Below are 23,229 nucleotides of genomic sequence, written 5' to 3' on the forward strand. Positions count from 1 at the left end.
GCGTCTCTCCTCAAGCCATGGCGCGGGAGCCTAATCAGGTCCGCGCCGGGCGCAAGTCTTTCTCAGGCAAGGAAATCGCCGCTCTCGATCCGCGCCAGACCGCCGACATCCCGGTTGTAGATATAGGTCCATGCCTCCACCGGACCATTTTCGCTCCGGACGATCAGCCTTTCGCGGCGATATTCATGCGGCTGGGGGAAATGCGCGGCGCATTCCTCATAATCGTCGAGGATGGCGAGGGTCGCCATGGGATCAACCAGCGCGAACAGGTCACCCGTCACCGCATCCGATCGGCCCGGCACGAAGGCGGGATAGCTGTCGACGCGATAGAGCCTGCCCCGCGCCGTCGCCGGCCCCACATGGCGCGCCGCTTCGCGCAACCATAGCGCCATCGGATCGTCAAAGCCGGGACGAAGCGTGCCATAGACGAAGAGCAGCGGCGCGTTCAGAAAATATTCCCCATTAGCGGGGAATTTTCCCAACTGATGGAAATATTTTCACGGGAAAATGGCGCGAGACGGCCTGAAATCCCGGAATTTGCGGGCTGAACGGGAATTGGCACGGCTCCTGCAAATATCCTGGCATCACGGCCGGACGGTCCGGCCCATATATTTTCAGGGAGTATATATCATGTTCGCCAAGCTTCAGAACGCCGCTTTCGCGATGACCGGTGCGCTGCTGGTCGCCGGCCTCTTCATCGGTGCCGCCGTCCCGGTCACGCCGATCGCCTGATCCCATAATTTTTCAAGAAGGCCAGGTTCATGAACAACAGCTTCACCCTCGACCGCCGCAATGGAAAGATCATGGGCGTGTGCGCCGGGCTTTCCAACCGTACCGGCCTGGATGTCACGTTGATCCGCATCGCGGTCGTGCTGCTGACGCTGTGCGCCCTGGGTCCGGTCGGCGTCGTCGCCTATCTGCTGGCGGGTTGGCTGGCGGAAGGCTGATCAGGAACAGCCATAATGAAAAGAGCCGCCCTTGAACATATCCGGGGCGGCTCTTCTGTTGTCCGTCAGTGACGGTATGGATCGGGTCATGTCGCGCTCAGGCAAACAGCACCGAATAGAAGGTCAGCATCTGCGCGCCGACCGCAACCATGAGGGCAACGCCCTGAACCGTGTGTCTCATTTTCTTCGTCCTGCAATCATTTTCTTCTGGTTGCCCCTAGGGCAAGCAGGCCTATGCGCCCGACATGATCTTGTAACAATCGCAAAGGACGATTTCGCAGTTGCAGCAAATGCAACAGTCACCGTTACCCCAAAGCCACAATCATCGCCTGGGCAGCGGCAGGCGCGCGGATTTTCGCGCCGCTGATGAAAAAGGCATAGACGTCGCCCTTCGCGGCCCGCTCCCGCGCATGGTCAGCCCAGCGCTCGATTTCCTGGGGCGAATAGCCGGTCGGCTCCTCCTCCCGCGTGCGCATCAGCCGGGCATAGGAAAAGCCGACATCCGCGCCATGCAGTGCCGGATATTCCGGATGATCGGCATGGACGACCGCCGCCCCCGCCTTACGCGCCAGATCGAAAAAGGCGGGATCGTCAAAACTGTCATGCCGCACCTCCAGCGCGTGGCGCAGCGGCACGCCGTCCACGCTGGCGGGCAGCAATTGCAGGAAAGCGCCGAAATCCTCCGCGTCGAATTTCTTGGTCGGCATGAACTGCCAGAGGATCGGTCCCAGCCGGTCGCCCAGCTCGACCAGCCCCTGATGGGCGAATTTGGCGATGGACTCGCCCGCATCGGCCAGCACCCGGCGATTGGTGCAGAAGCGCGACGCCTTGACCGCGAACTGGAAGCCATCGGGCACCGCCTTGGCCCATCCGGCGAAGGTCGCGGGCTTTTGCGTGCTGTAATAGGTGGCGTTGATTTCCGTCGCGGTCAGATGCTCGCCCACATAGGCCAGTTCGTCCTTCTGCCGCAGCCCTTCAGGATAGAAGGCGCCGCGCCATGGTTCGAAGACCCAACCGCCGATCCCGATCCTGATCTTTCCGCTCATGCCGCATCCTAAGGTTTCCGGTGGAGGCCCAACAACCAGGGCTTCACCCCCCGCGTCGGATGCGGCGTGCCGTCGAGCCTTTTGGCACGGATGATGGCGATAGGCTTGACGATCATCTGCCCGCGCATCGGACCCGATCCGCAACAGGTGGGCACGGCAAGGATTTTCCTCACCACATCCATGCCGCCCACCACATGGCCGAAGGCAGCATAGCCGATATAATCGCCCCGCGCATCCATATTGGGCGTCGGCCCCACGGTGATGAAGAAATTGCCCATGGCCGAATTGGCGCGATTGGGCCGCGCCATGGAAATCGTCGCGTCGAGATGCCTGATCCCGGTCCGCGTCGTCGGCTCATGCCGGATCGGCGGCAGGGATCGGCGAGCATCGGTGTCGATCCCGCCCTGGATCAGCCCCAGCTTCGGATCGCTCTTGCGCCGCGCCGCGCGATAGAAGGTGACGCCATCGAAGCGGCCATCATCGACATAGGTCAGGAAATTGGCGGCGGTGACCGGCGCCCGGCGGTTGTCGGCCGCCACGACGATCCTGCCGACGGAGGTTTCGATCGCCACACGGGTGTAGCCCGGCGTCGGCCGGTTGGCGGGCAGCGCGATGGCAGGACCGGAAACAAGGGCAATCGGCAGGATGAGGCAACGCAGGACGACAGGACGCATCGGCAGGAAGGCACGCTCATGAAAGAGGGATATGACCCAAGGCTAGAGCGCTTGCACGCACGGCGCAACCGGGTGGAAACCCGCTTTTCACCGCTTTCCCATGGAGGAAGGTGGTGACCCCTACGGGAATCGAACCCGTGTTTCAGCCGTGAAAGGGCCGCGTCCTAACCGCTAGACGAAGGGGCCACATGCAGAACCGCGTGGGCGTTGCTGCGAAGTGAGGCGGGCATTAGGCGGTGGCTCCGGAACGGTCAACCCCCTTTTCGTCCTGAAAATGACGCGGAGGAAAAATTTGCAGACCCGCCCGTCAATCGGCCCAGGCGGCATCCTCCAGGTGCAATTCGGCCGCCGGGCGCGGCCCCCAATCGTCGATCTTTGCACGACCTGCGACCCATAGCCGCCGGTCGCGGGGCGCGCCCAATATCGCCTGGCCCAGGTCGGATTCAGCCTGGCGGAAGGCGATGGTCTTGATCGACCGGCCATCGTCCCCCGCCATGATCGCGCGCAAATGGCCGTTACCCACGACATCGGCCTTGATGACCCGCATCGGGCCGGAGACGATCATCGGCGCGGGCCAGCCCGCACCATAGGGGCCGCCCGCATCGATGGCGGCGACGAAGTCCGGATTGACCCCCGCCGGGGCCAGCACCGCGTCGATCAGCAAGGCGCGGTCGTCCCGCGCCCTGGCGACCGCGCCGGAAAGCCGTTCGTCCAGGAAATCGGCCAGCGCATCCAGCTTGTCCGCCGCGACCGTCAACCCCGCCGCCATGGCATGGCCGCCGCCCGCGACCAGCAATCCGCTGTCCTTCGCCGCCAGCACCGCAGCGCCCAGATCGACGCCGGAAATGGAACGGCCCGATCCCTTGCCCACGCCTTCTTCATCGATGGCGACGACGATGGCGGGGCGGCCCGCCTTTTCCTTGATGCGCCCGGCGACGATGCCGATCACGCCCGGATGCCAGCCCGCGCCCGACACGATCGCAACGGCGCGGTTGCCCTGCGCGGCGAGCAGTTGCTCCGCCTCCGCCTGAACGGCGGCCTCTATGGCGCGGCGTTCTTCGTTGAGCAGATCGAGTTCGGCGGCGATCTTCGCGGCCTCCGCCGGGTCTTCGGTGGTGAGCAGCCGCACGCCGAGGTCCGCCTTCCCCACGCGCCCGCCCGCATTGATGCGCGGGCCGAGCGCAAAGCCAAGGTCGTGGCAGAGCGGCGCCCGCGTCAGGCGGCTGGCGTCGATCAGGGCAGAGAGGCCGATATTGCGGCGCTTGGCCATGATCCTCAGGCCCTGCGCGACGAAGGCGCGGTTCAGGCCCTTCAATTGCGCCACATCCGCCACCGTGCCCAAGGCAACGATGTCGAGCAGTTCCATCAGCGCCGGCTCCGCCCGCGCGGCGAACCAGTTGCGTTGGCGCAGCACCCGGATCAACGCCGCGCCCAGCAGGAAAGCGACCCCCACCGCCGCCAGATGGCCATGGGCGGCGGCTTCCTCCCCTTCATCGAGGCGATTGGGATTCACCAGCGCCAGGGCTTCGGGAAGCAGGGTGGTGCATTTATGATGGTCGACCACCACCACATCGACGCCCGCCGCCTTCGCCTGCGCCAGCGCGTCGAAAGCCTGCGCGCCGCAATCGACCGTGACGATCAATGTCGCCCCCTCGCCCGCCAGCCGCACCAGCGCTTCGCCCGACGGGCCGTAACCCTCCATCAGCCGGTCGGGAATATAGGGCCGGGCCGCCAGCCCCAGATCGCGCAGCAGGCGGATCAGCAGCGCCGCGCTGGTCGCGCCGTCCACGTCATAATCGCCGAAGATGCGCACATCCTCCCCGCGCACCACCGCGTCGGCCAGCCGTTCGGCGGCGGCGTCCATGTCGCGGAACAGGCTGGGGTCGGGCATGAAGTGGCGGATGGTGGGGTTGCGATGCGCCTCCACCCCATCACGCGGACAGCCGCGCGCCAACAGCAATTGCGTCACCAGATCGTCGGGCCGATAGCCCGGATCGCGCCCATCACCATTACCCCCGCGCCACCGCCACGGCTGGCCAAGGATCGAACGGGTGACGTTGAGCGCAATAGTCATCCCGCCGGTCTAGACGCATTGGGATTCGAGGGGAAGCGCCCCTGTCATGGCGCGGGCGGGAACCGAAACAACCGCTTGCGCGTATTGATTGCTCCCGCCCGAATGGGCGCCGGACAAAAAAAGGGGCACGGCGGTTTCCATGGGTTCCAGGCAGGCGAAGCGGGTTCGGCAAGCCTTGGGTCTGATGATGTTGGCGGCCTCCCCCCTCCCCCTGATGGCCCAGTCGCCCCCCGCGCCTTCGCCGCCTCCGCAGGAGGAGCCGATCCTGCCCGACGGCGAGTTCGAGGCGCGGCTGCCCAAGCCCGGCGAAGCGGACGCCCCCCTGCCCTCCATCGATGAATGGATCGACCGGCAGATGCCGCCACCAGGCGCGGCGCAGCAACTGCCGCCCGCGGTCGAACCGCTGGAGGAACGCGAACTGGCGCAGCCGCTACCGCCGCTCGACAGCGTGCAGGTGCCGTTGCAGGTCGCGACCGACAATGATCCCGGGGAAAAGACCGAAGCGGTCCGCTATTCGGTGGCGATAGAGGGTTTCGGCAGGACGGGGCTGGAGGATGCGTTCCGCGATTCCTCTTCGCTGGTCGACGGCGGGGGCAAGGCGGACACGGCGGCCATGCTCCAGGCCCGCGCCCATGAGGATGAGGCGCTGGCCGTGCGGCTGCTTTATTCGGAGGGCTATTATGACGGGACCGCCCTCGCCTCTCTGGATCAGGCTGGCGACGGGACGCTGAAGGCCATCGTCTCCGTCACGCCGGGCAAGCGCTACAAGATCGGCGATATCGTCATCCATGCCGGGCCGACCGTGCCGCCGGGCCTGATCCGCGACAGCCTGCCGCTCAGGACGGGCGATTTCATCATCGCCGCGGCGGTCGAGGGCGCGGAAGCCAATGTCGGCGTCAAGCTGCCGGAAAAGGGCTATCCCTTCGCCCAGGTGGGGCAGCGCGACATATTGCTCGATCCCGCGACGGCGACGGGCGACTATAGCCTGCCGGTCGAAACGGGGCCGCGCGGGTCGTTCCGGGGGATCACGACGACCGGCGGCAAGCAGGCCTTCGGCGCCGACCATATGAAGGTCATCAGCCGCTTCAAGCCGGGCGAGTTGTACGACAGCCGCAAGGTGGACGATCTGCGCCGGGCGCTGGTGGCGACGGGGCTGTTTTCCAGCATTGCGGTCGACCCGGTCAGAACCAATGAACCCGGCCCGGACGGCACCGAATATGTCGACCTGAACGTCGTGCAGGAGGCGGGCAAGCCGCGCACGCTGGCGGGGGAACTGGGCTATGGCACGGGACAGGGCTTCCGCGCCGAGGGGACATGGACGCACCGCAACCTCTTCCCGCCCGAAGGCGCGGTGATCGCCAGCGTCGTCGCCGGGACGCAGGAACAGGGCGCGTCCGGCACCTTCCGCCGGTCCAATGCGGGCAAGCGCGACAAGAGCTTCCAGACCGGCATTGCGGTCAACCACCAGAATTACGACGCCTATGAAGCCTATACCGTCGGGCTGAATATCGGCTGGTCGCGCCAGTCGACGCCGATCTTCCAGAAACGCTGGACCTACAGCTATGGGGCGGAGGTGCTGCTGACCAACGAGCAGGTGGTGGTCGATCCGGCGACGGCGGACAAGACGCGGCGGACCTATTTCATCGGCGGCCTGCCGGTGCAGATCGGCTATGACCGATCCAACGATCTGCTGAACCCGACCAGGGGATTCCGCGCCAATTTGCGGGCAGAGCCGGAGGGGTCGTTGCAGGGCAGCTTTTCCCCCTATTTGCGGGCGACCTTCGACCTGACGGGCTATTATCCGCTGTCCGACGCGCTGGTGATCGCCGGGCGGACGCGGGTCGGCACGATCAGCGGGGCGAAGCGGGACGATGTGGCGCCGTCGCGGCGCATCTATGCGGGCGGCGGCGGGTCGGTGCGCGGCTATGGCTATCAGGAACTGGGGCCGAAGGACGTGAACAACGATCCCATCGGCGGCCGGTCCGTCAATGAATTCGCGGTCGAGGGCCGCTACCGCTTCGGCGATTATGGCGTGGTCGCCTTCGTCGATGCGGGCCAGGTCTATGAAAGTTCGATGCCGCAATTTTCCAATATCCGGTACGGCGTCGGCGTAGGCGGGCGCTTCTACACCAATTTCGGGCCGTTCCGCGCCGACATCGCCATGCCGATCAACCGGCAGCCGGGCGAATCCAAATTCGCGCTCTATATCGGCATCGGGCAGGCATTCTGATGGCTGAGGAAACCCCCACCACCATCATCCGCGAAGGGCGGCCCCTCTGGCAAAGGATCGCGCTGGGCGTCGTCGGCCTTGCCGTCGCGCTGGTGGTGCTGACGGCGGGCCTGCTGCTGTTCCTCAACACCCAGCCGGGCAAGACATTCCTCATTCGCCAGATCGCCGCGCTGAAGCTGGAATCCGGCATGGCCATAGAGGTCGGCCGGATCGACGGGTCGATCTACAGCGACATGACCATCCGCAATCTGGTGCTGCGCGACCCCAAGGGCATCTTCGCGGTCAGCCCGGAAGTGCATGTGGTGTGGAACCCCTTCCGCTACATCGACAACCATATTTCGGTGCGGCTGCTGGAAAGCCCGCTGGTGGTGCTGGCCCGCAGCCCGCAGTTCAACATCACGAAGACCGATCCCAACGCCCCCATCCTGCCCGACCTGGACATCGACGTCGACCGGCTGAAAATCGCCAAATTCCTGGTCGCAAGGCCGGTCATCGGCCAGAAGCGCGAAATCGCCATCGACGGCGTGACGCACATCGCCGATGGCCGGGCGATCCTGTCGGCCGACGCGGTTGTGGACAGCGGCGACCGTTTGCAGGCGAAGCTGGACGCCGTGCCCGCGCAGAACCGCCTGTCCATGCAGGGCACGCTGACCGCGCCCAAAAATGGCGTGATCGCGGCGATGAGCGGCCTGACCGACGGCTTCACCGCGCGGCTGGACGGCAGGGGGACATGGCAGGCCTGGGACGGGCGGCTGGTCGCGACCTCGGCCAGGGGTGAGTTGGCCAACATCGCGCTCGCGGCCCGCGACGGCAATTTCACCGCGAAGGGGCCGGTGCGCCCCGGCCTGGTCCTTGCCGGAACGGTCGACCGGCTGACGACGCCGCAACTGGATGTGGACCTGCTAGCGGGCGTCAACGAACGGCGGGTGAACCTGAAAGGGTCGTTGAAATCGCCTGCCCTTTCCGCCACGGCGAACGGCCTGATCGACCTTGGCAAGAGCCGGTTCAGCGCGCTCAGGATCGACGCCGTTCTGCTCACCCCCGGCGCAATCATGGAGAAGGTGAAGGGACGCGACGTCCGTGCCTCCGTCATTCTGGACGGGCCGATGGCGACGCCCTTCATCGATTATGACCTCACGGCGAAGCAACTCGCCTTCGACGCCACGGGGATAGAGAATCTGAAGGCCAGCGGGCGCGCCGTGATCGACGTCGACCGCATCCGCATTCCGGTCAGCGCCACCGCCAGCCGCGTCACCGGCTTGAACGCGGCGGCGGGCGGCCTGCTGCGCAATCTGCGGGTGAAGGGCGACTTCGCCTATGCCGCCGGCAAGCTGATCAGCGACAATCTGAAGATCGACAGCGACCGGGTGGACGCCACGGCCATCGTGCTGGCCGATCTGGACAACGCCATTTACCGCGGCGCGCTCAAGGGCCGGGTCAATGATTACAGGATCGACGGCGTCGGCATCGTCAACCTCAACACCGATGTGCATCTGGTGCCGGGGCCGAAGGGCGGCTTCGGCCTGGACGGCAGGTTCGGCGTGCGCACGGCGCGGTGGGAGAACGCCTCCGTCCGCGATTTCCTGGGCGGCAACGCGGTCATGTCCGGCCGCATCGGCATGACGCCGCAGGGGAAGTTCACCCTTGCCGGATTGAAAGGCGCGGCCCCCAATTTCCGGGTCCATAGCGGCTCCGGCAGCTACGATACCGATGGCGCCATCGCGTTCGACGCCGCCGCGACATCGAACCGATATGGGCCGCTGGCCCTTACCGTGCGCGGCACGATGGAACGGCCGCAGGCCGTGCTGCGCGCCGCCCGGCCCAATGTCGGCGTGCAGTTGCATGACGTCGTGGCGAAGCTGAACGGCGAGGCGGCGGGCTATCGGCTCGAAACCACCGGCGGGTCGCCCTATGGTCCCTTCTTCGCCAATGTGCTGATCCGCACGGCCAGGGGTCCGCTGACCATCGACATCAGCAAGGCGCGCTTCGCCGGGGTCGACATGCATGGCACCGTGCAGCAGAGCGCCGCCGGTCCCTTCACCGGGCAACTGGCGATGAACGGGTCCGGCATTACCGGCACGGCCCGGCTGACGGCTGTGGGCAAGGCCCAGGGCGCGCGGATCGACGCCACCGCCAGCAACGCCAGGCTGCCGGGCGAGGCCGATGTGATGATCGGCCGGGCACTGCTCACGGCCAACATGGTGCTGACAGACCAGCCGCGGATCACCGCCGACCTGCAAATGGCCAACGCCGCCTATGGCGACTATGTCGTGCGCAAGGCGCGGGGGCGGATCGACTATCAGGGCGGGCGCGGGCGGGCGCAACTGGTCGCCGACGGATCGACCGGCGTGCCCTTCTCCCTCGCGGTGAACGCGGCGCTACGCCCCACCCTCTATGCCGTCGCGCTGGAGGGCAAGGCGAGCAACATCCCCTTCCGCTTCGCCCAGCCCGCCATAATCCGCATCGAAAAGGCGGGCTATCGTCTCGAACCCGCAACCCTGGTGCTGCCGCAGGGCCGGGTCGATCTGGCGGGCCGTTTCGGCCAGCAGACCGCGATGCAGGCGCGCTTCAAGGATTTCGACCTGGCCATCGTCAACATGGCGACGCCGGGCCTGGGCGTCAGCGGCAAGGCGACCGGCACGCTGGACTTCGCCCAGAGCGGCAGCGACTTTCCCACCGCGACCACGCGCCTTGCGATCAGCGGCTTCCGCCGATCCAGCCTGACCACCGTGTCCGATCCGGTGTCGATGGCGGTCGAGGGCAAACTGTCCGGCGCGGGCGGCGACATGCGCGGCCTCATCCGGCGCGGCAATGCGACGCTGGGCCGCTTCGTCGCGACGCTGGCCCCGCCGGGACCGGGGGCGAGTTGGGTCGAACGGCTGCAATCGGCGCCCTTGGGCGGCGGCATCCGCTATGCCGGGCCGGCCGAGGTGCTTTTCTCCTTTGCGGGGCTGGCGGGGCAGCAATTATCCGGGCCGGTCGCGGTCGCGGCGGATTTCGGCGGACGGCTGGGCGCGCCGCGCCTCAACGGTATCGTGCGCGCCAAAGCGCTGACCTATGAAAATGAAAGCTTCGGCACCCGCGTCACGCAGATGCGGCTGGACGGGCGCTTCACCAACGACCGGCTCGACCTGCGCGACTTTTCCGGGCGCGCTGGCGACGGCACGGTGCAGGCCAGCGGCACTGTGGGGCTGGCGGCGGAGAACGGCTATCCCATGGACATCGCCGTGAAGCTGGACCGCGCCCGCATCGCCCGCAGCGAGGCGATCACCAGCGTCGTCAGCGGCACGCTGAATATCAGCAACAGCCCGGCCAATGGCGGCCTTATCAAGGGCGATCTGTGGTTGCCCGAAACCCGCTATCGCGTCGCCTGGCAGGGGGGCAGCGACATCCGCCAGCTTACCGGGGTGCGGCGCAGGGGCGAGGGCGCCGACCTGCTCGACCAGCGTCTCGCCACGCGGCAGGCGGCGGCCAGGCCCACGGCATGGAAACTCGACATCCGCCTGCGCGCCGATAATGAGATCTACGTGACCGGCATGGGACTCGATTCCGAATGGAAGACGAACATGCGCGTCACCGGAACCGCCACCGATCCTCGCGTGGTCGGCAAGATAGAGGTGATCCGGGGCCGGTACAGCTTCTCCGGCCATCAGTTCGATTTGCAGCAGGGCATCATCACCTTCAACGGGCCGATGATGAACCCGACGCTGGCGATCCGCGCCGATACGAAGATCAGCGAGGTGACGGCGGGCATAGCAGTGGGCGGCACGGCGCAACGGCCGGACATCGCCTTCGTTTCCACCCCGACGCTGCCGCAGGATGAGATATTGGCGCGCATCCTGTTCGGGGACAATGTGGCGAACCTCTCCGCGACCCAGGCGATCCAGTTGGCGGCGGCGCTCAACGGGCTGCGCGGCGGCGGCGGCGGGCTCAATCCGATGGGCAAGCTGCAAAACGCCTCCGGCGTCGACCGCATCGGCATCGTCGGCGGCGACGAAGCCACCGGGCGCGGCACATCGCTGGCGGTCGGGCAGCACATCTCGAACAATATCTATGTGGAGGTGATCACCGATCCCAAGGGCTTCACGGCGACCCAGTTGGAAATCTCGCTCTCCAAGACGCTCAGCCTGCTGTCGAAGACCGGCACTAACGCGGGATCGTCTGCCAATCTGCGCTATTCGAAGGATTATTGAACCTTCCCGATGATTTTGGGTGGTTAGCCATTCCCGCTACCGCCTGCGGGAGGGGAATGTCTTGGGTTGGCCAAAAATCAGTCAGTCCACCCAAAACAAAAGGGCCAGCGTCACCGCCGGCCCTTCTTCCCCTATCGCGACAACCGATCAGCCGACGAAAGCACGCTCGATCACATAGGCGCCCGGCGCCGCATTGGAGCCTTCGGCAAAGCCATGCTCCTCGAACCAGGCGCCGAACTGCTTGATCATTTCCATGCTGCCGCACATCATGATCCGGTCGGTTTCCGGGTTGAACTTCGCCTCGCCCGCTATGCCCTCGAACAGCGCGCCCGTTTCGACCAGCTTGTCGATGCGCACATTGTTCCGGAACGGCTCGCGCGTCACGGTCGGCACATAATGGAATTGCGCCGCCGCCTGCTCGGCCACCAGCGGGTCTTCCGCCAGCTTGCCCGACAATTCGTCGTGGAAGGCCAGGTCGCTCACCCGGCGAACCGAATGCACCACCACGACCTGCTCGTAAAATTCATAGACGTCCGGATCGCGCGCCAGGCTGAGGAAAGGCGCGAGGCCCGTGCCGGTCGACAGCATGAACAGCCGCTTGCCCGGCAACAGCGCGTCGGTCACCAGCGTGCCGGTCGGCTTGCGGCCCAGGTAAATCTGGTCGCCCGGCTGGATCAATTGCAGCTTCGATGTCAGCGGACCGTCCTGCACCTTGATCGACAGGAATTCCAGTTCCTCGTCCCAGGCGGGGCTGGCGACCGAATAGGCGCGCAGCAGCGGCTTGCCATTGTCGCCCTGAAGCCCGATCATCACGAATTCGCCCGAACGGAAGCGGAAGCTCGCCGGGCGGGTGATGCGGAAGCTGAAAAGATGCTCGTTCCAATGCCGCACGGACAGCACGGTTTCCACTGAAAGCGCGCCGGTCGGTTCCAGTACCGGCTTTTCGATCGTCACGTCGTTCAAACCTTTTCCCCTGCCAAATCCAGGGCGACCGCCGCCTGAAAGGACGTCAGTTGCGTGGGCTTCGCAATAAGCTGTGCAGCGCGAATGCCCCCTGGGACGTTCCAAGGCAAGGCGAAAAAAACTTGTCGGCGGGAAAGCTGGCGATCATCCCGGCGAAAGCCGGGATGATGGAGGTCAGCCGAACAGGCCCTTGGCCAGGCGGCCCAGTTCATTGAGCGGATTGCCGTCGCCGTCGCGGTCGAACAGGCCGCCTATCTTCGACAATATGGCTTCGGGTCCGCCGAATTGCGCGAACAGTTCCTGCAACTTGTCCGCCGACACGCCATATTCGGCCGCCGTGGTCGCCAGGGCGGCGACATCGGTTTCGCCCGAAGCGATCTTGCCGCCGATTTCGCTCATCAGCGCCTGCATCTGTTCGGGCTGAAGGCCGATCTTCGCGGCGACCGCCTCCAGACCACCCAGATTGCCCAGCAAATCGTCAAACTGTGCCATAGCTTATATCCCGCTGAAAATTCGATGCAGGATAGCATTGCGCGCCGCCGACAGAAAGCGAAAGAGGCCAGGAGATCGCTCCCCCGGCCCCTTTCGTTGCGTATCGCTATAAAATCAGGCGGCCGTCAGCGCGGCGCTGCGCACCGAAGCGTCGACATGGTCCTCGAACTGCGCGAAATTGTCGACGAACTGCTTCACCAGCTTGCCGGCGGTCTCGTCATAGGCCGCCTTGTCGGCCCAGGTCGCCCGCGGATCCAGGATCGTCGCCTCGACGCCCGGCACCGCCACCGGCACCTGGAAACCGAAATTCGGATCGGTGCGGAATTCGGCGCTGTTGAGGCTGCCGTCCAGCGCCGCGTTCAGCAGGGCGCGAGTCACCTTGATCGGCATGCGCTTGCCGACGCCATATTTGCCGCCGGTCCAGCCGGTGTTGACCAGCCAGCAGGTGACGCCGCCCTTGTTGATCCGCTCCTTCAGCAGATTGCCGTAGACGGAGGGGTGACGCGGCATGAACGGCGCGCCGAAGCAGGTGGAGAAGGTCGCCGTCGGCTCCGTCACGCCGATTTCGGTGCCCGCGACACGCGCGGTATAACCCGAAAGGAAGTGGTACATGGCCTGTTCCGGCGTCAGACGCGCAATCGGCGGCAGGACGCCGTAAGCATCGGCGGTCAGGAAGATGATGTTCTTCGGCACCGGACCCAGATTCTTTTCCGATGCGTTCGGGATGAAATCGATCGGGTAGGAACCGCGGCTGTTTTCCGCCAGGCTGTTGTCGTCCAGGTCGATCTCGCGGGTTTCCTCGTCGATCACGACATTTTCCAGCACCGTGCCGAACCGCTTGGTGGTGGCGAAGATCTCCGGCTCGGCCTCGGCCGACAGGTTGATCATCTTGGCGTAGCAGCCGCCCTCGAAATTGAAGACGGCGGTGTCCGACCAGCCATGCTCGTCGTCACCGATCAGCGTGCGGCTGGCGTCGGCGGACAGGGTGGTCTTGCCCGTGCCCGACAGGCCGAAGAAGACGGCGGTGTCGCCGTTCGGGCCGATATTGGCCGAACAATGCATCGGCATCACGCCCTGCGTCGGCAGCAGATAGTTGAGGATGCCGAACACCGACTTCTTCATCTCTCCGGCATAGCGGGTGCCGCCGATCAGGATCAGCTTCTCGGTGAAGTTGACCGCGATCACGGTTTCGCTGCGGCTGCCATGGCGGGCCGGATCGGCCTGGAAGGTCGGCAGGTCGATGATCGTATATTCAGGCGCAAAGCCGGCCAGCTCGTCCGCGCCGGGACGAACCAGCAGCGTGCGGATGAACAGGTTATGCCAGGCGAATTCGTTGATGACGCGCACGTTGACGCGATGTTCAGGCTGCGATCCGCCGAACAGGTCGGCGACGTAGAGCTTGTCCTTCTGACCCAGGGCGGCGAAGAAATCGGCCTTCAGCGCGGCGAAATGCTCCGGCGTCATGGGCACGTTGGTCTTGCCCCACCAGACGGCGGATTCGGTTTCCGCGTCGCGCACGATGAACTTGTCGCTTGCCGACCGGCCGGTATGCTTGCCGGTCTTGACGACCAGCGGGCCGTCCTTCGCCAAAATGCCTTCGCCATTGGCGAGCGCGGCTTCGACCAGCGGAGCGGTGCCCAGATTCCAATATTGAACAGCGCTTGTGGAAATGCCCTGCTGATCGAGGGTGAAAGAGGATTTGGCCTGCACGCCTTTGCTCCTGAATATCATTATGTCCGGCCGCCATCTTATCATGTTCACGACCGGTCCGCCTCCTGGCGCCGCGATTCTTCACGCCGCGGGGCGCCGTCTGCTGCAGACAGAGGGGGCATAAGGCTTTGGACAAGGTGCGTCAAACCCCGGAAAAGGCCATGTCCCCGGCGTTAATCCCGAATTCCCACGGCTACGCCGCATAACCCGCACTGGCGGACCTTCCTTGCGGGGGGAGCCGCCATCGTCTAACGCAGGAGCATTCCCATGCCGACGATTTCCCGGGACACAGCATGACCGCAACCATCGCTCTGGTGGATGATGACAAGAATATCCTGACCTCCGTCTCCATCGCCTTGCAGACGGAGGGGTTTCTGACGCGCCTCTATTCGGACCCGGAGGCGGCGCTGAAGGCGCTGGTCGAAAACCCCGCCGACCTGGCCGTATTCGACATCAAGATGCCGCGCATGGACGGCCTGGAACTGCTGCGACGGCTGCGCGAGAAGAGCCATATGCCGGTCATCTTCCTGACGTCCAAGGCCGATGAACTGGACGAGGCGCTGGGCCTGGCCATGGGCGCGGACGATTATATCAGCAAGCCATTCTCCCAACGGCTGCTGATCGCGCGCATCCGGGCGATCCTGCGCCGGTCGGAGGCCCGCAAGGTGGACGCCACACCGGACGAGCCGGTCGCCGAACCCATCGTGCGCGGGCGGCTGGAGATGGACCCGGCCCGCCACCGGGTGAAATGGATGGGCCGGGACGTGACGCTGACCGTCACCGAATTCCTGATCCTGGAAACGCTCGCCGCGCGCCCCGGCGTGGTCAAGAACCGCAACCAGTTGATGGATGCCGCCTATCAGGATGACGTCTATGTCGACGACCGCACCATCGACAGCCACATCAAGCGCCTTCGCCGCAAGTTCCGCGAAGCCGACCCCGAATTCAACGCGATCGACACCCTCTATGGCGCCGGCTACCGCTTCTCAGAAGAAGTCTGACGCGGGTCCGGGGTTGAGCTGGTCCGGCCGGATCAGCCTGACCCCGCGCATCCTGGCGGTCAATGTGTTCGCGCTGGCGCTGCTGGCGGGCGGCTTCTTCTATCTCGACAGCTATCGCACGCGCATCGTCGACGACCGGCTGCAACAGTCGGCCCGCGAACTCCAGTTGCTGGCCATCGGCCTGGAAAATGCGCCCGCCGACCGGCAGAACGCGCTGATCGCCGCCTATGCGCGGCAGACCCAGGATCGCGTCCGCCGTTATGACCCGGAAGGACGGCTGATCGCGGACAGCTTCGCCATGGACGTCCCCCGCTATCGCCTGCGCCTGCCGGAGGAGGAGGAATGGCAGCGCCATGTCGCCCGCTTCCTCGACAAGCTGATCGACCGCATCGTATCCGCCGACCGACCGCCCAATTTCAGGGAACCGGCGGTCGACCGGGCGCAGGCCTGGCCCGAACTGGTGGTGGCGCGAAAAAGCGGCCGGACCCAGGCGGTGAACCGCTATGCGCCCGACCGCACCTTCATGATTTCGGCCGCCGTCAATGTGCAGGACGGCTCCAGCCTGCTCGCGACCGAAAACGCCCGCGACATCACCCGCATCGTCCGGGCCGAACGCTTTCGCCTGGGCATGGTGCTGGCGGCGGCGGTGCTGGCGTCGGTATTGCTTTCGCTGTTCCTGGCCCGGACCATCGTGCAGCCGTTGCAGCGGCTGGCCCGCGCGGCGGTGCGGGTGCGCCTCGGCCGGGCGCGCGAAGTCACCGTGCCGCGCCTGCCCGACCGGCGCGACGAGATCGGCATGCTGGCCCGCGCTTTGTCGGACATGAGCCATGCGCTGCGCCAGCGGATCGACGCCACCGACGCCTTCGCCGCCGACGTCAGCCATGAACTGAAGAACCCCATCGCCTCGCTGCGCTCCGCGCTGGACGCGCTGGACCGGGTGGACAAGCCGGAACTGCGCGCCCAGTTGATGGCCATCGCGCAGGACGATGTGCGGCGGCTCGACCGGCTGGTCACCGACATTGCCGAAGCGTCCCGCATCGACGCCCAATTGTCGCGCACCCGGTTCGAACCGATCGACCTTGGCCTGCTGATCGAGAGGATGGTCGTCGCCCGCGAGGCGCGGGGCGTCCCCCGCGGCGTGCGCCTGGCCTTCGCCCGCCCGCGCAAGAATGTGGCGGTGGTGCTGGGCGAGGAACAGCGGATCATCCGCGTGCTCGACAATCTGATCGACAATGCCGTGTCCTTCTCCCCCGAAGGCGGACTGGTCCAGATCGTCGCGACGGTGGCGGACAATGAAGTGCTGGTCAGCGTCGAGGATCAGGGACCGGGCGTCCCCGAATCCGAACGCGAACATGTCTTCCGCCGCTTCCACAGCGTCCGCCCGGAAGATGAGGCGTTCGGCAAGCATAGCGGCCTGGGCCTGGCCATCGCCCGCTCCATCGTCGAGGGGCATCAGGGCAAGATCAGCATCGCCGACCGCCAGGACGCGCAAAGCGGCGCCTGCTTCATCATGCGCCTGCCCATGGCGGTGGAACGCGATCCGGGCATCGTTTCGGAGTAAGGCGGCGCAGGGTAGAGCGAACCCATCCAAATCCTCCCCATCGAAAGATGGGGAGGATTAATGACCGCACCATAATGAGACCTCCCCCCGGTTAATTCGATTTCCACCAGCGCCAACAAGAGCTAATATGACGTCAAAGCGATAAGGCGATATGGCGTCGACACCTTCTTCCGAAACCCTGCATGCGACCAGCGTGGCGATCGATGGCCAGGCCGTCCTGCTCTGCGGCCCCAGCGGCATGGGCAAGTCCGATCTGGCGCTGCGCCTGATCGATCGCGGCGCCGTGCTGGTCAGCGACGATTATACCCGCCTGCTTGAGATCGAGGGCAGGCTGTTCGCCCGCGCCCCGGACCGCATCGTCGGCATGATGGAAGTGCGCGGCCTGGGCCTGGTCGACATGCCCCATGCGGACAACGCCCCTGTCGCCCTGGCCGTCGACCTCAGCGACGCGGTGGAGCGCATGCCGCTGGAACCGGCGCGACGGTCGATCGCGGGCGTCGACGTCCCCGTCGTCCGCCTGGCCCCGTTCGAAGCCTCCGCCCCGATCAAGGTGGAACTTGCCGTCAGGACCATGGGCCTGAAGAGCGTGAGCCTGTCGTGAGTTTCAAGACGCCGAAGACCATATTGCTCGTTTCAGGCCTGGCGGGCGCGGGCAAGACCACCGCGCTCAAGACGCTGGAGGATATGGGCTGGGAAGTGGTCGACAATCTGCCGCTGGTGCTGCTCGACCGGTTGCTGGACACCCCGCTGCCGGAGGGGCATGACGAGGGGACGGACCGTCCGCTGGCGCTGGGCATCGATGCGCGCACCCGCGGCTTTGACGCCGCCGCCATCGTCCAGCGGATCAAGGCGCTGCGGTCCCGCCACGGCCATGATGTGGAAACGCTGTTCCTCGACTGCTCCGGCGCGGAACTGGAGCGCCGCTTCGCCGAGACCCGCCGCCGCCACCCGCTGGCCACCGACCGCCCCGCCCGCCACGGCATCGCCCGCGAACGGGAACTGACCGAACCGCTGCGCCGCTGGGCCAGCCAGGTGATCGACACCAGCAGCCTGACCAGCAACGGGTTGCAGCAGGAAATCCGCAACCGCTTCTCCCGCGAGGGGCTGTCGGACCCGGTGCTGACCATCCTGTCCTTCGGCTATTCGCGGGGCGTCCCGCTGAACGCCGACCTGATGTTCGACATGCGCTTCCTGCGCAATCCGCATTGGGAGGAGGAATTGCGGCCGAAGACCGGTCTCGACCCCGATGTCGCTGCCTATATCGTGGAAGATCCGGCCTATGAGGAGGCCATTCAGCGGATCGAACAATTGCTGACCCTGCTGCTGCCCCGCTATGCGGAGGGCGGAAAAAGCTACATTACCGTGGCCTTTGGCTGCACCGGGGGCCGCCATCGTTCGGTCCATGTCGCCGAACGCATCGCCAGAGACTTGCATGATGCGGGCTTTTCGCCCACGGTCTCGCACCGCAATATGGAATCAGCGCCCCAGGACGCCCTGGAGAAGCGCAGACCGGGAGGCCCGAAAGCGTAATCCATGAAAAACAGGTGGGCCACGTAAGCAAGATGATTGGATTGGTACTCGTCACCCATGGGGCGCTGGCGACGGAATTCGTCGTCGCGATGGAACATGTGGTCGGTCCGCAGCAGCAGATCGAAACCATCTGCATCGGTCCTGAGGACGACATGGAGATGCGCCGCGCCGACATTGCGGACGCGGTCGCCCGCGTCAATGACGGGGCGGGCGTGATCCTGCTGACCGACCTGTTCGGCGGCACCCCGTCCAACCTGGCCATTTCCCTGCTGAAGGCGGGCGAGATAGAGGTGATCGCGGGCATCAACCTGCCCATGCTGATCCGCCTGGAAAGCGCGCGCAAGGTCATGGACGTGCGCCAGGCCGTCGCCGCCGCGCGGGAAGCGGGCCAGAAATATATCAGCGTCGCATCCGAACTGTTGGGCAGCACCACATGAGCGAAATCAGCCAGGAAGTCAGGATCAGCAACCGGCGTGGCCTGCATGCCCGCGCCAGCGCGAAGTTCGTGACCTTGGCCAGCGGCCTGCCCGCGCAGATCACCGTGCGCAAGGACGGCAGCGAAGTCACGGGAACCTCCATCATGGGCCTGATGATGCTGGGCGCGGCGATGGGCGACAGCATCACCATCAGCGCCACCGGTCCCGAAGCGGTCGATTCGCTGGGCAAGCTGGTCACGCTGGTCGAAGACAAGTTCGGCGAGGAATAAGGCGGCCGCGTCCGCCAAACCTTTGTTAAGTATCGCCAAGCCATTATCGCGGGACAAGGTTTAACGAAAAACGCGGGCGCAGGACGGGGTGCGCCGCCCCATTGAGGTGCATTGGCAATGGTCGATCCCAAGCTGACGGACGAACCGGCGCGCATGGCCGCGCTCGATCGCTACGATGTTCTGGACACGCCGAGCGAAACCGGCTTCGACCGGATCACCGAACTGGTCCGCAGCATATTGGGCGTGCCGATTTCCGCCGTGTCGCTGATCGACAAGGACCGGCAATGGTTCAAGTCGCATCCCGGCCTCGCCGTCAGCGAAACGCCGCGCGACGTCGCCTTTTGCGACCATAGCATCCGGCAGCGCGCGCCGATGGTCGTCAACGACGCCCGTGAAGATGCGCGGTTCAGCGACAATCCCCTCGTCACGGGCGATCCCAATATCCGCAGCTATGCGGGCATCCCGCTGGAGACGCCCGACGGCTATAATATCGGATCGCTCTGCGCGATCGACACCGTGCCGCGCCAGTTCGATCCCGGCCAGATCGCCATCCTGAAGAATCTCGCCGCGCTGGTGGTCGAACAACTGGAACTGCGCCGCATCGCCGAACGCGACCATCTGACCGGCGCGCTCAGCCGCCGCGCCTTCCTGAGCGAAATGAACCGCGCCATCGCCCTGTTCGAACGCCATGAGCGGCCCGCCAGCCTGCTGCTGTTCGACATCGATCATTTCAAGCGGATCAACGATACGCATGGCCACCCCGCCGGCGATCAGGTGATCCGCGGCATCGCCCAACTCTGCACCGGCCTGCAACGGCCCAGCGATTCGCTTGGCCGATTGGGCGGCGAGGAATTCGGCATATTGCTGCCCGAAACCGCCGAGGAAGATGCCGCCAGCGCGGCGCAACGTTTCTGCGAGGCGATTGCCGCGACCGAAATCCCCGGCACGCCGCCGCTGCGCGTCACGGTCAGCTTCGGCGTGGCGGAACTGCGCGGCGACTGGCCGACCAGCGAAAGCTGGCTCGCGGTGGCGGACATGGCGCTTTACGAAGCCAAGCGATCCGGCCGCAATTGGATCGCGGTGGCGCGGCATGACGCATCCCACGCGACTTAGGGGGCAAGCCCGGCTGATTTGGGTGTGGGGCGGACGTTCAGTTTTCCGTTCGGGCTGAGCCCTTCTACTGCCTGCCAGGGCAGGCGCTCAGGATAAACTTGCCTTCGGCAAGTCGAAGCCTTCAGCCGAGCGGAGCGAGGCTTCCATGCTTCGCCTCCGCTCAGCAGAGCCCTTCGACTTCGCTCAGGGCGAACGGATATCTAATGTCCGCCATTGGCCAAATTCTGCTCCCCCTCCCCACCCAAGCCCCCTACCCTTTTCCGCGCTCCCCCTATAGAGAGGCCGCTTCTGTGGACCTTCGAAAAAGGCAAGAGACGGGATCGTGGCGCGAGAAATCACCGGATTTTCCAACCCGCTGGTGAAGCGCGTCCGTTCCTTGCGGGAAAAGAAATTCCGCAAGGCCGAGGGGCTGTTCCTGGCCGAAGGACTCCGCATCCTGACCGAAGCGCGCGAGGAAGGCGTGCTGCCGGAAATGCTTTTCCACGCCGGTTCGACCCATCCCCTCGCCACCGACCTGATCGCGGCGATGGAGGCGGCGGGCGGCGACGTCATCGAAACCACGCCCGACATCCTCTCCAAAATCTCCGGCAAGGACAATGCGCAGGCGGTGGTCGGCGTCTATCGCGACCGGCTGACCCCGCTGGCGAAGCTGGACCGCGGCAAGGCCGACATCTGGATCGTCGCCCAGTCGCTGCGCGATCCCGGCAACCTGGGCACCATATTGCGCACCGGCGATGCCGTGGGCGCGGGCGGGCTGATCCTGATCGACGATTGCGTCGACCCCTTCTCCGTCGAATCCGTGCGCGCCAGCATGGGCGCCCTCTTCACCCAGAGCATCACCCAGGCGCGCTGGGGCGAGTTCATGCATTGGCTGCGGCAGGGCCCGGGCGAACTGATCGGCACCAGCCTGAAGGCGACCCATGACTATCAGGAGCCGCGCTATCAAAGCCCCAGCTTCCTGCTGGTCGGCAATGAAGCGCAGGGTCTGCCCGAAAGCTATGAGGCCGAATGCGACCTGTTGGTGAAGATGCCGATGCTGGGCAAGGCCGACAGCCTGAACGCAGCGGTCGCCTGCGCGGTCATGGCCTATGAATTGCTGAACCAGAAAAGAGCGAAATGATGGCGACGGGGGCGACGCACGCAGTGGAAGCATCTTCAGCGGAAATGCGCGGGATCGACGCGATGCTGCGCCACAAGCGGGTGCTGGCGGCCAGCCTGATCGGCACGGCGGTCGAATTTTACGACTTCTATATCTACGCCACCGCCGCCAGCCTTGTCTTCGGGCCGCTCTTCTTCCCCGCCTCCTCCCCCTCCGCGCAATTGCTGGCCGCCTATGGCAGCCTGGCCCTCGCCTTCTTCGCCCGGCCTTTGGGCGCGGCGGTGTTCGGCCATTATGGCGACCGCATCGGGCGCAAGGCGACGCTGGTGACGTCGCTGATGCTGATGGGCGGATCGACGCTGGCGATAGGGTTCCTGCCCACCTATCAGAGCATCGGCTGGTGGGCGCCGCTGATCCTCTGCGCCCTGCGCTTCGGTCAGGGCCTCGGCCTGGGCGGCGAATGGGGCGGCGCGGCGCTGCTGGCGGTGGAGAACGCCCCGCCGGGCTGGCGCGCGCGCTTCGGCATGTTCCCGCAACTGGGCGCGCCGGTCGGATTTCTCGCCGCCAATGGGCTGTTCCTGATCCTCGGCACCTTCCTCACCGAAAAGGATTTCTTCGCCTGGGGCTGGCGCCTGCCCTTCCTGGGCAGCGCGGTGCTGGTGTTGCTGGGCCTGTGGATTCGCCTGAAACTCACCGAGACGCCGGAATTCGCCGCCGCCAGAGCCGAAGCCCCGCCGCCCGCCGTGCCGCTCGCGACGCTGTTCCAGAACCATCTGGGCGCGGCGGTCGCCGGCACCTTCGCCTGCGCCGCCTGCTTCGCCGTCTATTATATCGCGACCGCCTTTGCCCTCGGCTACGGCACCACCACGCTCAAGATCGACCGCGAAACCTTCCTGGCGATCCAGTTGGGCGCGATCCTGTTCATGGCGCTCAGCATCGTCATCGCCGGCTGGTGGGCGGACAAGAGCAGCCCGACCCGCGTGCTGGTCGCGGGCTGCATCGGCACGGTGGCGATGGGCATCGTCTTCGGTCCCGCCATGGGCACCGGGCAATTGCTGCCGATCTTCCTGATCCTCAGCCTCGCCTTGCTCATGATGGGCTTCGTCTATGGCCCGCTGGGCGCCTATCTGCCGCATCTTTTCCCGGTGCAGCTTCGCTATACCGGCGCGTCCTTCGCCTTCAACATGGGCGGGATCATCGGCGGCGCGCTGGCGCCCATCGTCGCGACCTGGCTGATCCAGGTCCAGGGCGTCGAACTGGTCGGCCTCTATATGTCGGCGGCGGCGGCGCTCAGCCTGATCGGCCTGTGGTTCACGAGTCGGGACTCTGGCCGGAAATAGCTTTGCGCATCAGGATCAGCGGCACGCCGCGATCCTCGAAGGCCCGTATGTCGACAAAGCCGAAGCTGCGGTAAAGCGGCACGCCAGCCATGGTGGCGGACAGTTCCAGTGCCACGAAACCCTCGGCCCGCGCCGCCGCTTCGCACAGCGACAGGATCAGCGTGCCGACACCTTTGCGCACATGATCGGGATGGGTGTACATCGCCCGCACCTTCGCGGCTTCTGTCGCCGGATCGAGCAGCCGGTCGTCGCGTCCGTCGCTATGATTGCCGCCATAGGCCGTCGCGCGCCGGCTCCAGCCCCCGCAACCGGCGATGCGTCCCTGGGCCTCGATGACGAAATAAGTGCCGTCCGCGATCAGGCGGCTGTCCAGCCCCATGAAGGCGTGGCTTGCCCGCACCTGTTCCGGCGTCAGGAAGCCCGATTGCAGGCGGTCGATGGCCAGCGCCATGACATGGGCAAGCGCCGGTTCATCCGCGGCGATGGCGAGACGATGCAGAAGCGGCATAGGTTGATGCATCACTTGATGAAGGAAAAGGCGGCGATGGAC

20 protein-coding genes and 1 tRNA gene are annotated in these 23,229 nt (G+C 65.6%); 12 read left to right on the top strand and 9 right to left on the bottom strand.

Going from position 1 to position 23,229, the window contains the following annotated elements; all coding sequences use genetic code 11:
- Positions 1–62: 62 nt before the first annotated feature.
- The gene (locus tag NUH86_RS11915; protein WP_267252123.1) at positions 63–449 is read right to left on the bottom strand and encodes a gamma-glutamylcyclotransferase family protein; all 387 of its coding nucleotides are present in this window, start codon (positions 447–449) and stop codon (positions 63–65) included.
- 312 nt (positions 450–761) lie between these two features.
- Between NUH86_RS11915 and NUH86_RS11920 the strand changes: the two genes are divergently transcribed.
- Positions 762–947, top strand: a complete 186-nt coding sequence (locus tag NUH86_RS11920) for a PspC domain-containing protein (RefSeq protein WP_267249709.1) — start codon at positions 762–764, stop codon at positions 945–947.
- A 305-nt stretch (positions 948–1,252) separates the two neighbouring features.
- Here the strand turns inward: NUH86_RS11920 and NUH86_RS11925 are convergent, their stop codons facing one another.
- The 4 genes from NUH86_RS11925 to recJ form a co-directional block, all read right to left on the bottom strand.
- The gene (locus tag NUH86_RS11925) at positions 1,253–1,993 is read right to left on the bottom strand and encodes a DUF72 domain-containing protein (RefSeq protein WP_267249710.1); all 741 of its coding nucleotides are present in this window, start codon (positions 1,991–1,993) and stop codon (positions 1,253–1,255) included.
- Positions 1,994–2,001: 8 nt separating this feature from the next.
- Positions 2,002–2,667: a peptidylprolyl isomerase gene (locus NUH86_RS11930; protein WP_267249711.1), complete on the bottom strand. Its 666-nt coding sequence runs from the start codon at positions 2,665–2,667 to the stop codon at positions 2,002–2,004.
- Between the two features lie 111 nt (positions 2,668–2,778).
- Positions 2,779–2,853, bottom strand: a tRNA-Glu gene (locus NUH86_RS11935).
- Between the two features lie 121 nt (positions 2,854–2,974).
- A complete protein-coding gene (gene recJ, locus NUH86_RS11940) occupies positions 2,975–4,741 on the bottom strand; it encodes a single-stranded-DNA-specific exonuclease RecJ (RefSeq protein ID WP_267249712.1) in 1,767 nt (588 codons plus the stop codon).
- Positions 4,742–4,880: 139 nt separating this feature from the next.
- Between recJ and NUH86_RS11945 the strand changes: the two genes are divergently transcribed.
- Together NUH86_RS11945 and NUH86_RS11950 are read left to right on the top strand one after the other, a co-directional pair.
- Positions 4,881–6,971 carry an autotransporter assembly complex protein TamA gene (locus tag NUH86_RS11945; protein ID WP_267249714.1) on the top strand — a complete coding sequence of 697 codons (2,091 nt, stop codon included), beginning with the start codon at positions 4,881–4,883 and terminating at the stop codon, positions 6,969–6,971.
- Positions 6,971–11,164 carry a translocation/assembly module TamB domain-containing protein gene (locus NUH86_RS11950; protein WP_267249715.1) on the top strand — a complete coding sequence of 1,398 codons (4,194 nt, stop codon included), beginning with the start codon at positions 6,971–6,973 and terminating at the stop codon, positions 11,162–11,164. Before NUH86_RS11945 ends, NUH86_RS11950 begins: the two co-directional genes overlap by 1 nt.
- 147 nt (positions 11,165–11,311) lie before the next feature.
- Here the strand turns inward: NUH86_RS11950 and NUH86_RS11955 are convergent, their stop codons facing one another.
- The 3 genes from NUH86_RS11955 to NUH86_RS11965 all read right to left on the bottom strand — a co-directional run bounded on the left by NUH86_RS11955 (position 11,312) and on the right by NUH86_RS11965 (position 14,329).
- A complete protein-coding gene (locus tag NUH86_RS11955; RefSeq protein ID WP_267249716.1) occupies positions 11,312–12,127 on the bottom strand; it encodes a ferredoxin--NADP reductase in 816 nt (271 codons plus the stop codon).
- A 174-nt stretch (positions 12,128–12,301) separates the two neighbouring features.
- Positions 12,302–12,619, bottom strand: a complete 318-nt coding sequence (locus tag NUH86_RS11960) for a hypothetical protein (RefSeq protein WP_267249717.1) — start codon at positions 12,617–12,619, stop codon at positions 12,302–12,304.
- A gap of 114 nt (positions 12,620–12,733) precedes the next feature.
- Positions 12,734–14,329: a phosphoenolpyruvate carboxykinase gene (locus NUH86_RS11965; RefSeq protein ID WP_267249718.1), complete on the bottom strand. Its 1,596-nt coding sequence runs from the start codon at positions 14,327–14,329 to the stop codon at positions 12,734–12,736.
- 293 nt (positions 14,330–14,622) lie between these two features.
- On the opposite strand from NUH86_RS11965, the gene NUH86_RS11970 reads away from it, so the two are divergent.
- From NUH86_RS11970 to NUH86_RS12010, 9 genes are all read left to right on the top strand, one after another.
- Positions 14,623–15,330: a response regulator transcription factor gene (locus tag NUH86_RS11970; RefSeq protein ID WP_267249719.1), complete on the top strand. Its 708-nt coding sequence runs from the start codon at positions 14,623–14,625 to the stop codon at positions 15,328–15,330.
- Positions 15,296–16,891, top strand: coding sequence for a stimulus-sensing domain-containing protein (locus tag NUH86_RS11975; RefSeq protein ID WP_267249720.1), 1,596 nt, complete (start codon positions 15,296–15,298; stop codon positions 16,889–16,891). The genes NUH86_RS11970 and NUH86_RS11975 overlap by 35 nt, the downstream gene beginning before the upstream one ends.
- Before the next feature lie 151 nt (positions 16,892–17,042).
- Positions 17,043–17,492 (top strand): HPr kinase/phosphorylase, encoded by a 450-nt coding sequence (locus NUH86_RS11980; protein ID WP_267249721.1) that lies wholly within the window; start codon positions 17,043–17,045, stop codon positions 17,490–17,492.
- On the top strand, positions 17,489–18,421 hold the full coding sequence (gene rapZ, locus NUH86_RS11985) for an RNase adapter RapZ (protein WP_267249722.1): 933 nt from the start codon (positions 17,489–17,491) through the stop codon (positions 18,419–18,421). The genes NUH86_RS11980 and rapZ overlap by 4 nt, the downstream gene beginning before the upstream one ends.
- Positions 18,422–18,453: 32 nt before the next feature.
- The gene (locus tag NUH86_RS11990; RefSeq protein WP_013847575.1) at positions 18,454–18,858 is read left to right on the top strand and encodes a PTS sugar transporter subunit IIA; all 405 of its coding nucleotides are present in this window, start codon (positions 18,454–18,456) and stop codon (positions 18,856–18,858) included.
- The gene (locus NUH86_RS11995) at positions 18,855–19,127 is read left to right on the top strand and encodes an HPr family phosphocarrier protein (RefSeq protein WP_267249723.1); all 273 of its coding nucleotides are present in this window, start codon (positions 18,855–18,857) and stop codon (positions 19,125–19,127) included. Before NUH86_RS11990 ends, NUH86_RS11995 begins: the two co-directional genes overlap by 4 nt.
- Before the next feature lie 117 nt (positions 19,128–19,244).
- The gene (locus tag NUH86_RS12000) at positions 19,245–20,240 is read left to right on the top strand and encodes a sensor domain-containing diguanylate cyclase (RefSeq protein ID WP_267249724.1); all 996 of its coding nucleotides are present in this window, start codon (positions 19,245–19,247) and stop codon (positions 20,238–20,240) included.
- A gap of 322 nt (positions 20,241–20,562) precedes the next feature.
- Complete coding sequence (locus NUH86_RS12005; protein ID WP_267249725.1) at positions 20,563–21,360, top strand: TrmH family RNA methyltransferase; 798 nt, start codon at positions 20,563–20,565, stop codon at positions 21,358–21,360.
- The gene (locus tag NUH86_RS12010; RefSeq protein WP_267252124.1) at positions 21,360–22,679 is read left to right on the top strand and encodes an MFS transporter; all 1,320 of its coding nucleotides are present in this window, start codon (positions 21,360–21,362) and stop codon (positions 22,677–22,679) included. The genes NUH86_RS12005 and NUH86_RS12010 overlap by 1 nt, the downstream gene beginning before the upstream one ends.
- On the opposite strand, the gene NUH86_RS12015 is transcribed toward NUH86_RS12010, so the two are convergent.
- Positions 22,651–23,187 carry a GNAT family N-acetyltransferase gene (locus NUH86_RS12015; protein ID WP_267249727.1) on the bottom strand — a complete coding sequence of 179 codons (537 nt, stop codon included), beginning with the start codon at positions 23,185–23,187 and terminating at the stop codon, positions 22,651–22,653. The two genes, NUH86_RS12010 and NUH86_RS12015, sit on opposite strands and share 29 nt — an antisense overlap.
- Between the last annotated feature and the right edge of the window lie 42 nt (positions 23,188–23,229).

The organism is Sphingobium sp. JS3065 (assembly GCF_026427355.1).
Classification (GTDB): Bacteria; Pseudomonadota; Alphaproteobacteria; order Sphingomonadales; family Sphingomonadaceae; genus Sphingobium.

Bases quoted from the DNA above. Each gene is read 5' to 3' on its own strand.
- recJ (WP_267249712.1), bottom strand. From the start codon at position 4,741: ATGACTATTGCGCTCAACGTCACCCGTTCGATCCTTGGCCAGCCGTGG.
- NUH86_RS11945 (WP_267249714.1), top strand. From the start codon at position 4,881: ATGGGTTCCAGGCAGGCGAAGCGGGTTCGGCAAGCCTTGGGTCTGATG.
- NUH86_RS11920 (WP_267249709.1), top strand. From the start codon at position 762: ATGAACAACAGCTTCACCCTCGACCGCCGCAATGGAAAGATCATGGGC.
- NUH86_RS11995 (WP_267249723.1), top strand. From the start codon at position 18,855: ATGAGCGAAATCAGCCAGGAAGTCAGGATCAGCAACCGGCGTGGCCTG.
- NUH86_RS11950 (WP_267249715.1), top strand. From the start codon at position 6,971: ATGGCTGAGGAAACCCCCACCACCATCATCCGCGAAGGGCGGCCCCTC.
- NUH86_RS11925 (WP_267249710.1), bottom strand. From the start codon at position 1,993: ATGAGCGGAAAGATCAGGATCGGGATCGGCGGTTGGGTCTTCGAACCA.
- NUH86_RS11960 (WP_267249717.1), bottom strand. From the start codon at position 12,619: ATGGCACAGTTTGACGATTTGCTGGGCAATCTGGGTGGTCTGGAGGCG.
- NUH86_RS11990 (WP_013847575.1), top strand. From the start codon at position 18,454: ATGATTGGATTGGTACTCGTCACCCATGGGGCGCTGGCGACGGAATTC.
- NUH86_RS11975 (WP_267249720.1), top strand. From the start codon at position 15,296: ATGGCGCCGGCTACCGCTTCTCAGAAGAAGTCTGACGCGGGTCCGGGG.
- NUH86_RS12010 (WP_267252124.1), top strand. From the start codon at position 21,360: ATGGCGACGGGGGCGACGCACGCAGTGGAAGCATCTTCAGCGGAAATG.
- NUH86_RS11980 (WP_267249721.1), top strand. From the start codon at position 17,043: ATGGCGTCGACACCTTCTTCCGAAACCCTGCATGCGACCAGCGTGGCG.
- NUH86_RS11970 (WP_267249719.1), top strand. From the start codon at position 14,623: ATGACCGCAACCATCGCTCTGGTGGATGATGACAAGAATATCCTGACC.
- NUH86_RS12000 (WP_267249724.1), top strand. From the start codon at position 19,245: ATGGTCGATCCCAAGCTGACGGACGAACCGGCGCGCATGGCCGCGCTC.
- NUH86_RS12015 (WP_267249727.1), bottom strand. From the start codon at position 23,187: ATGCCGCTTCTGCATCGTCTCGCCATCGCCGCGGATGAACCGGCGCTT.
- NUH86_RS11930 (WP_267249711.1), bottom strand. From the start codon at position 2,667: ATGCGTCCTGTCGTCCTGCGTTGCCTCATCCTGCCGATTGCCCTTGTT.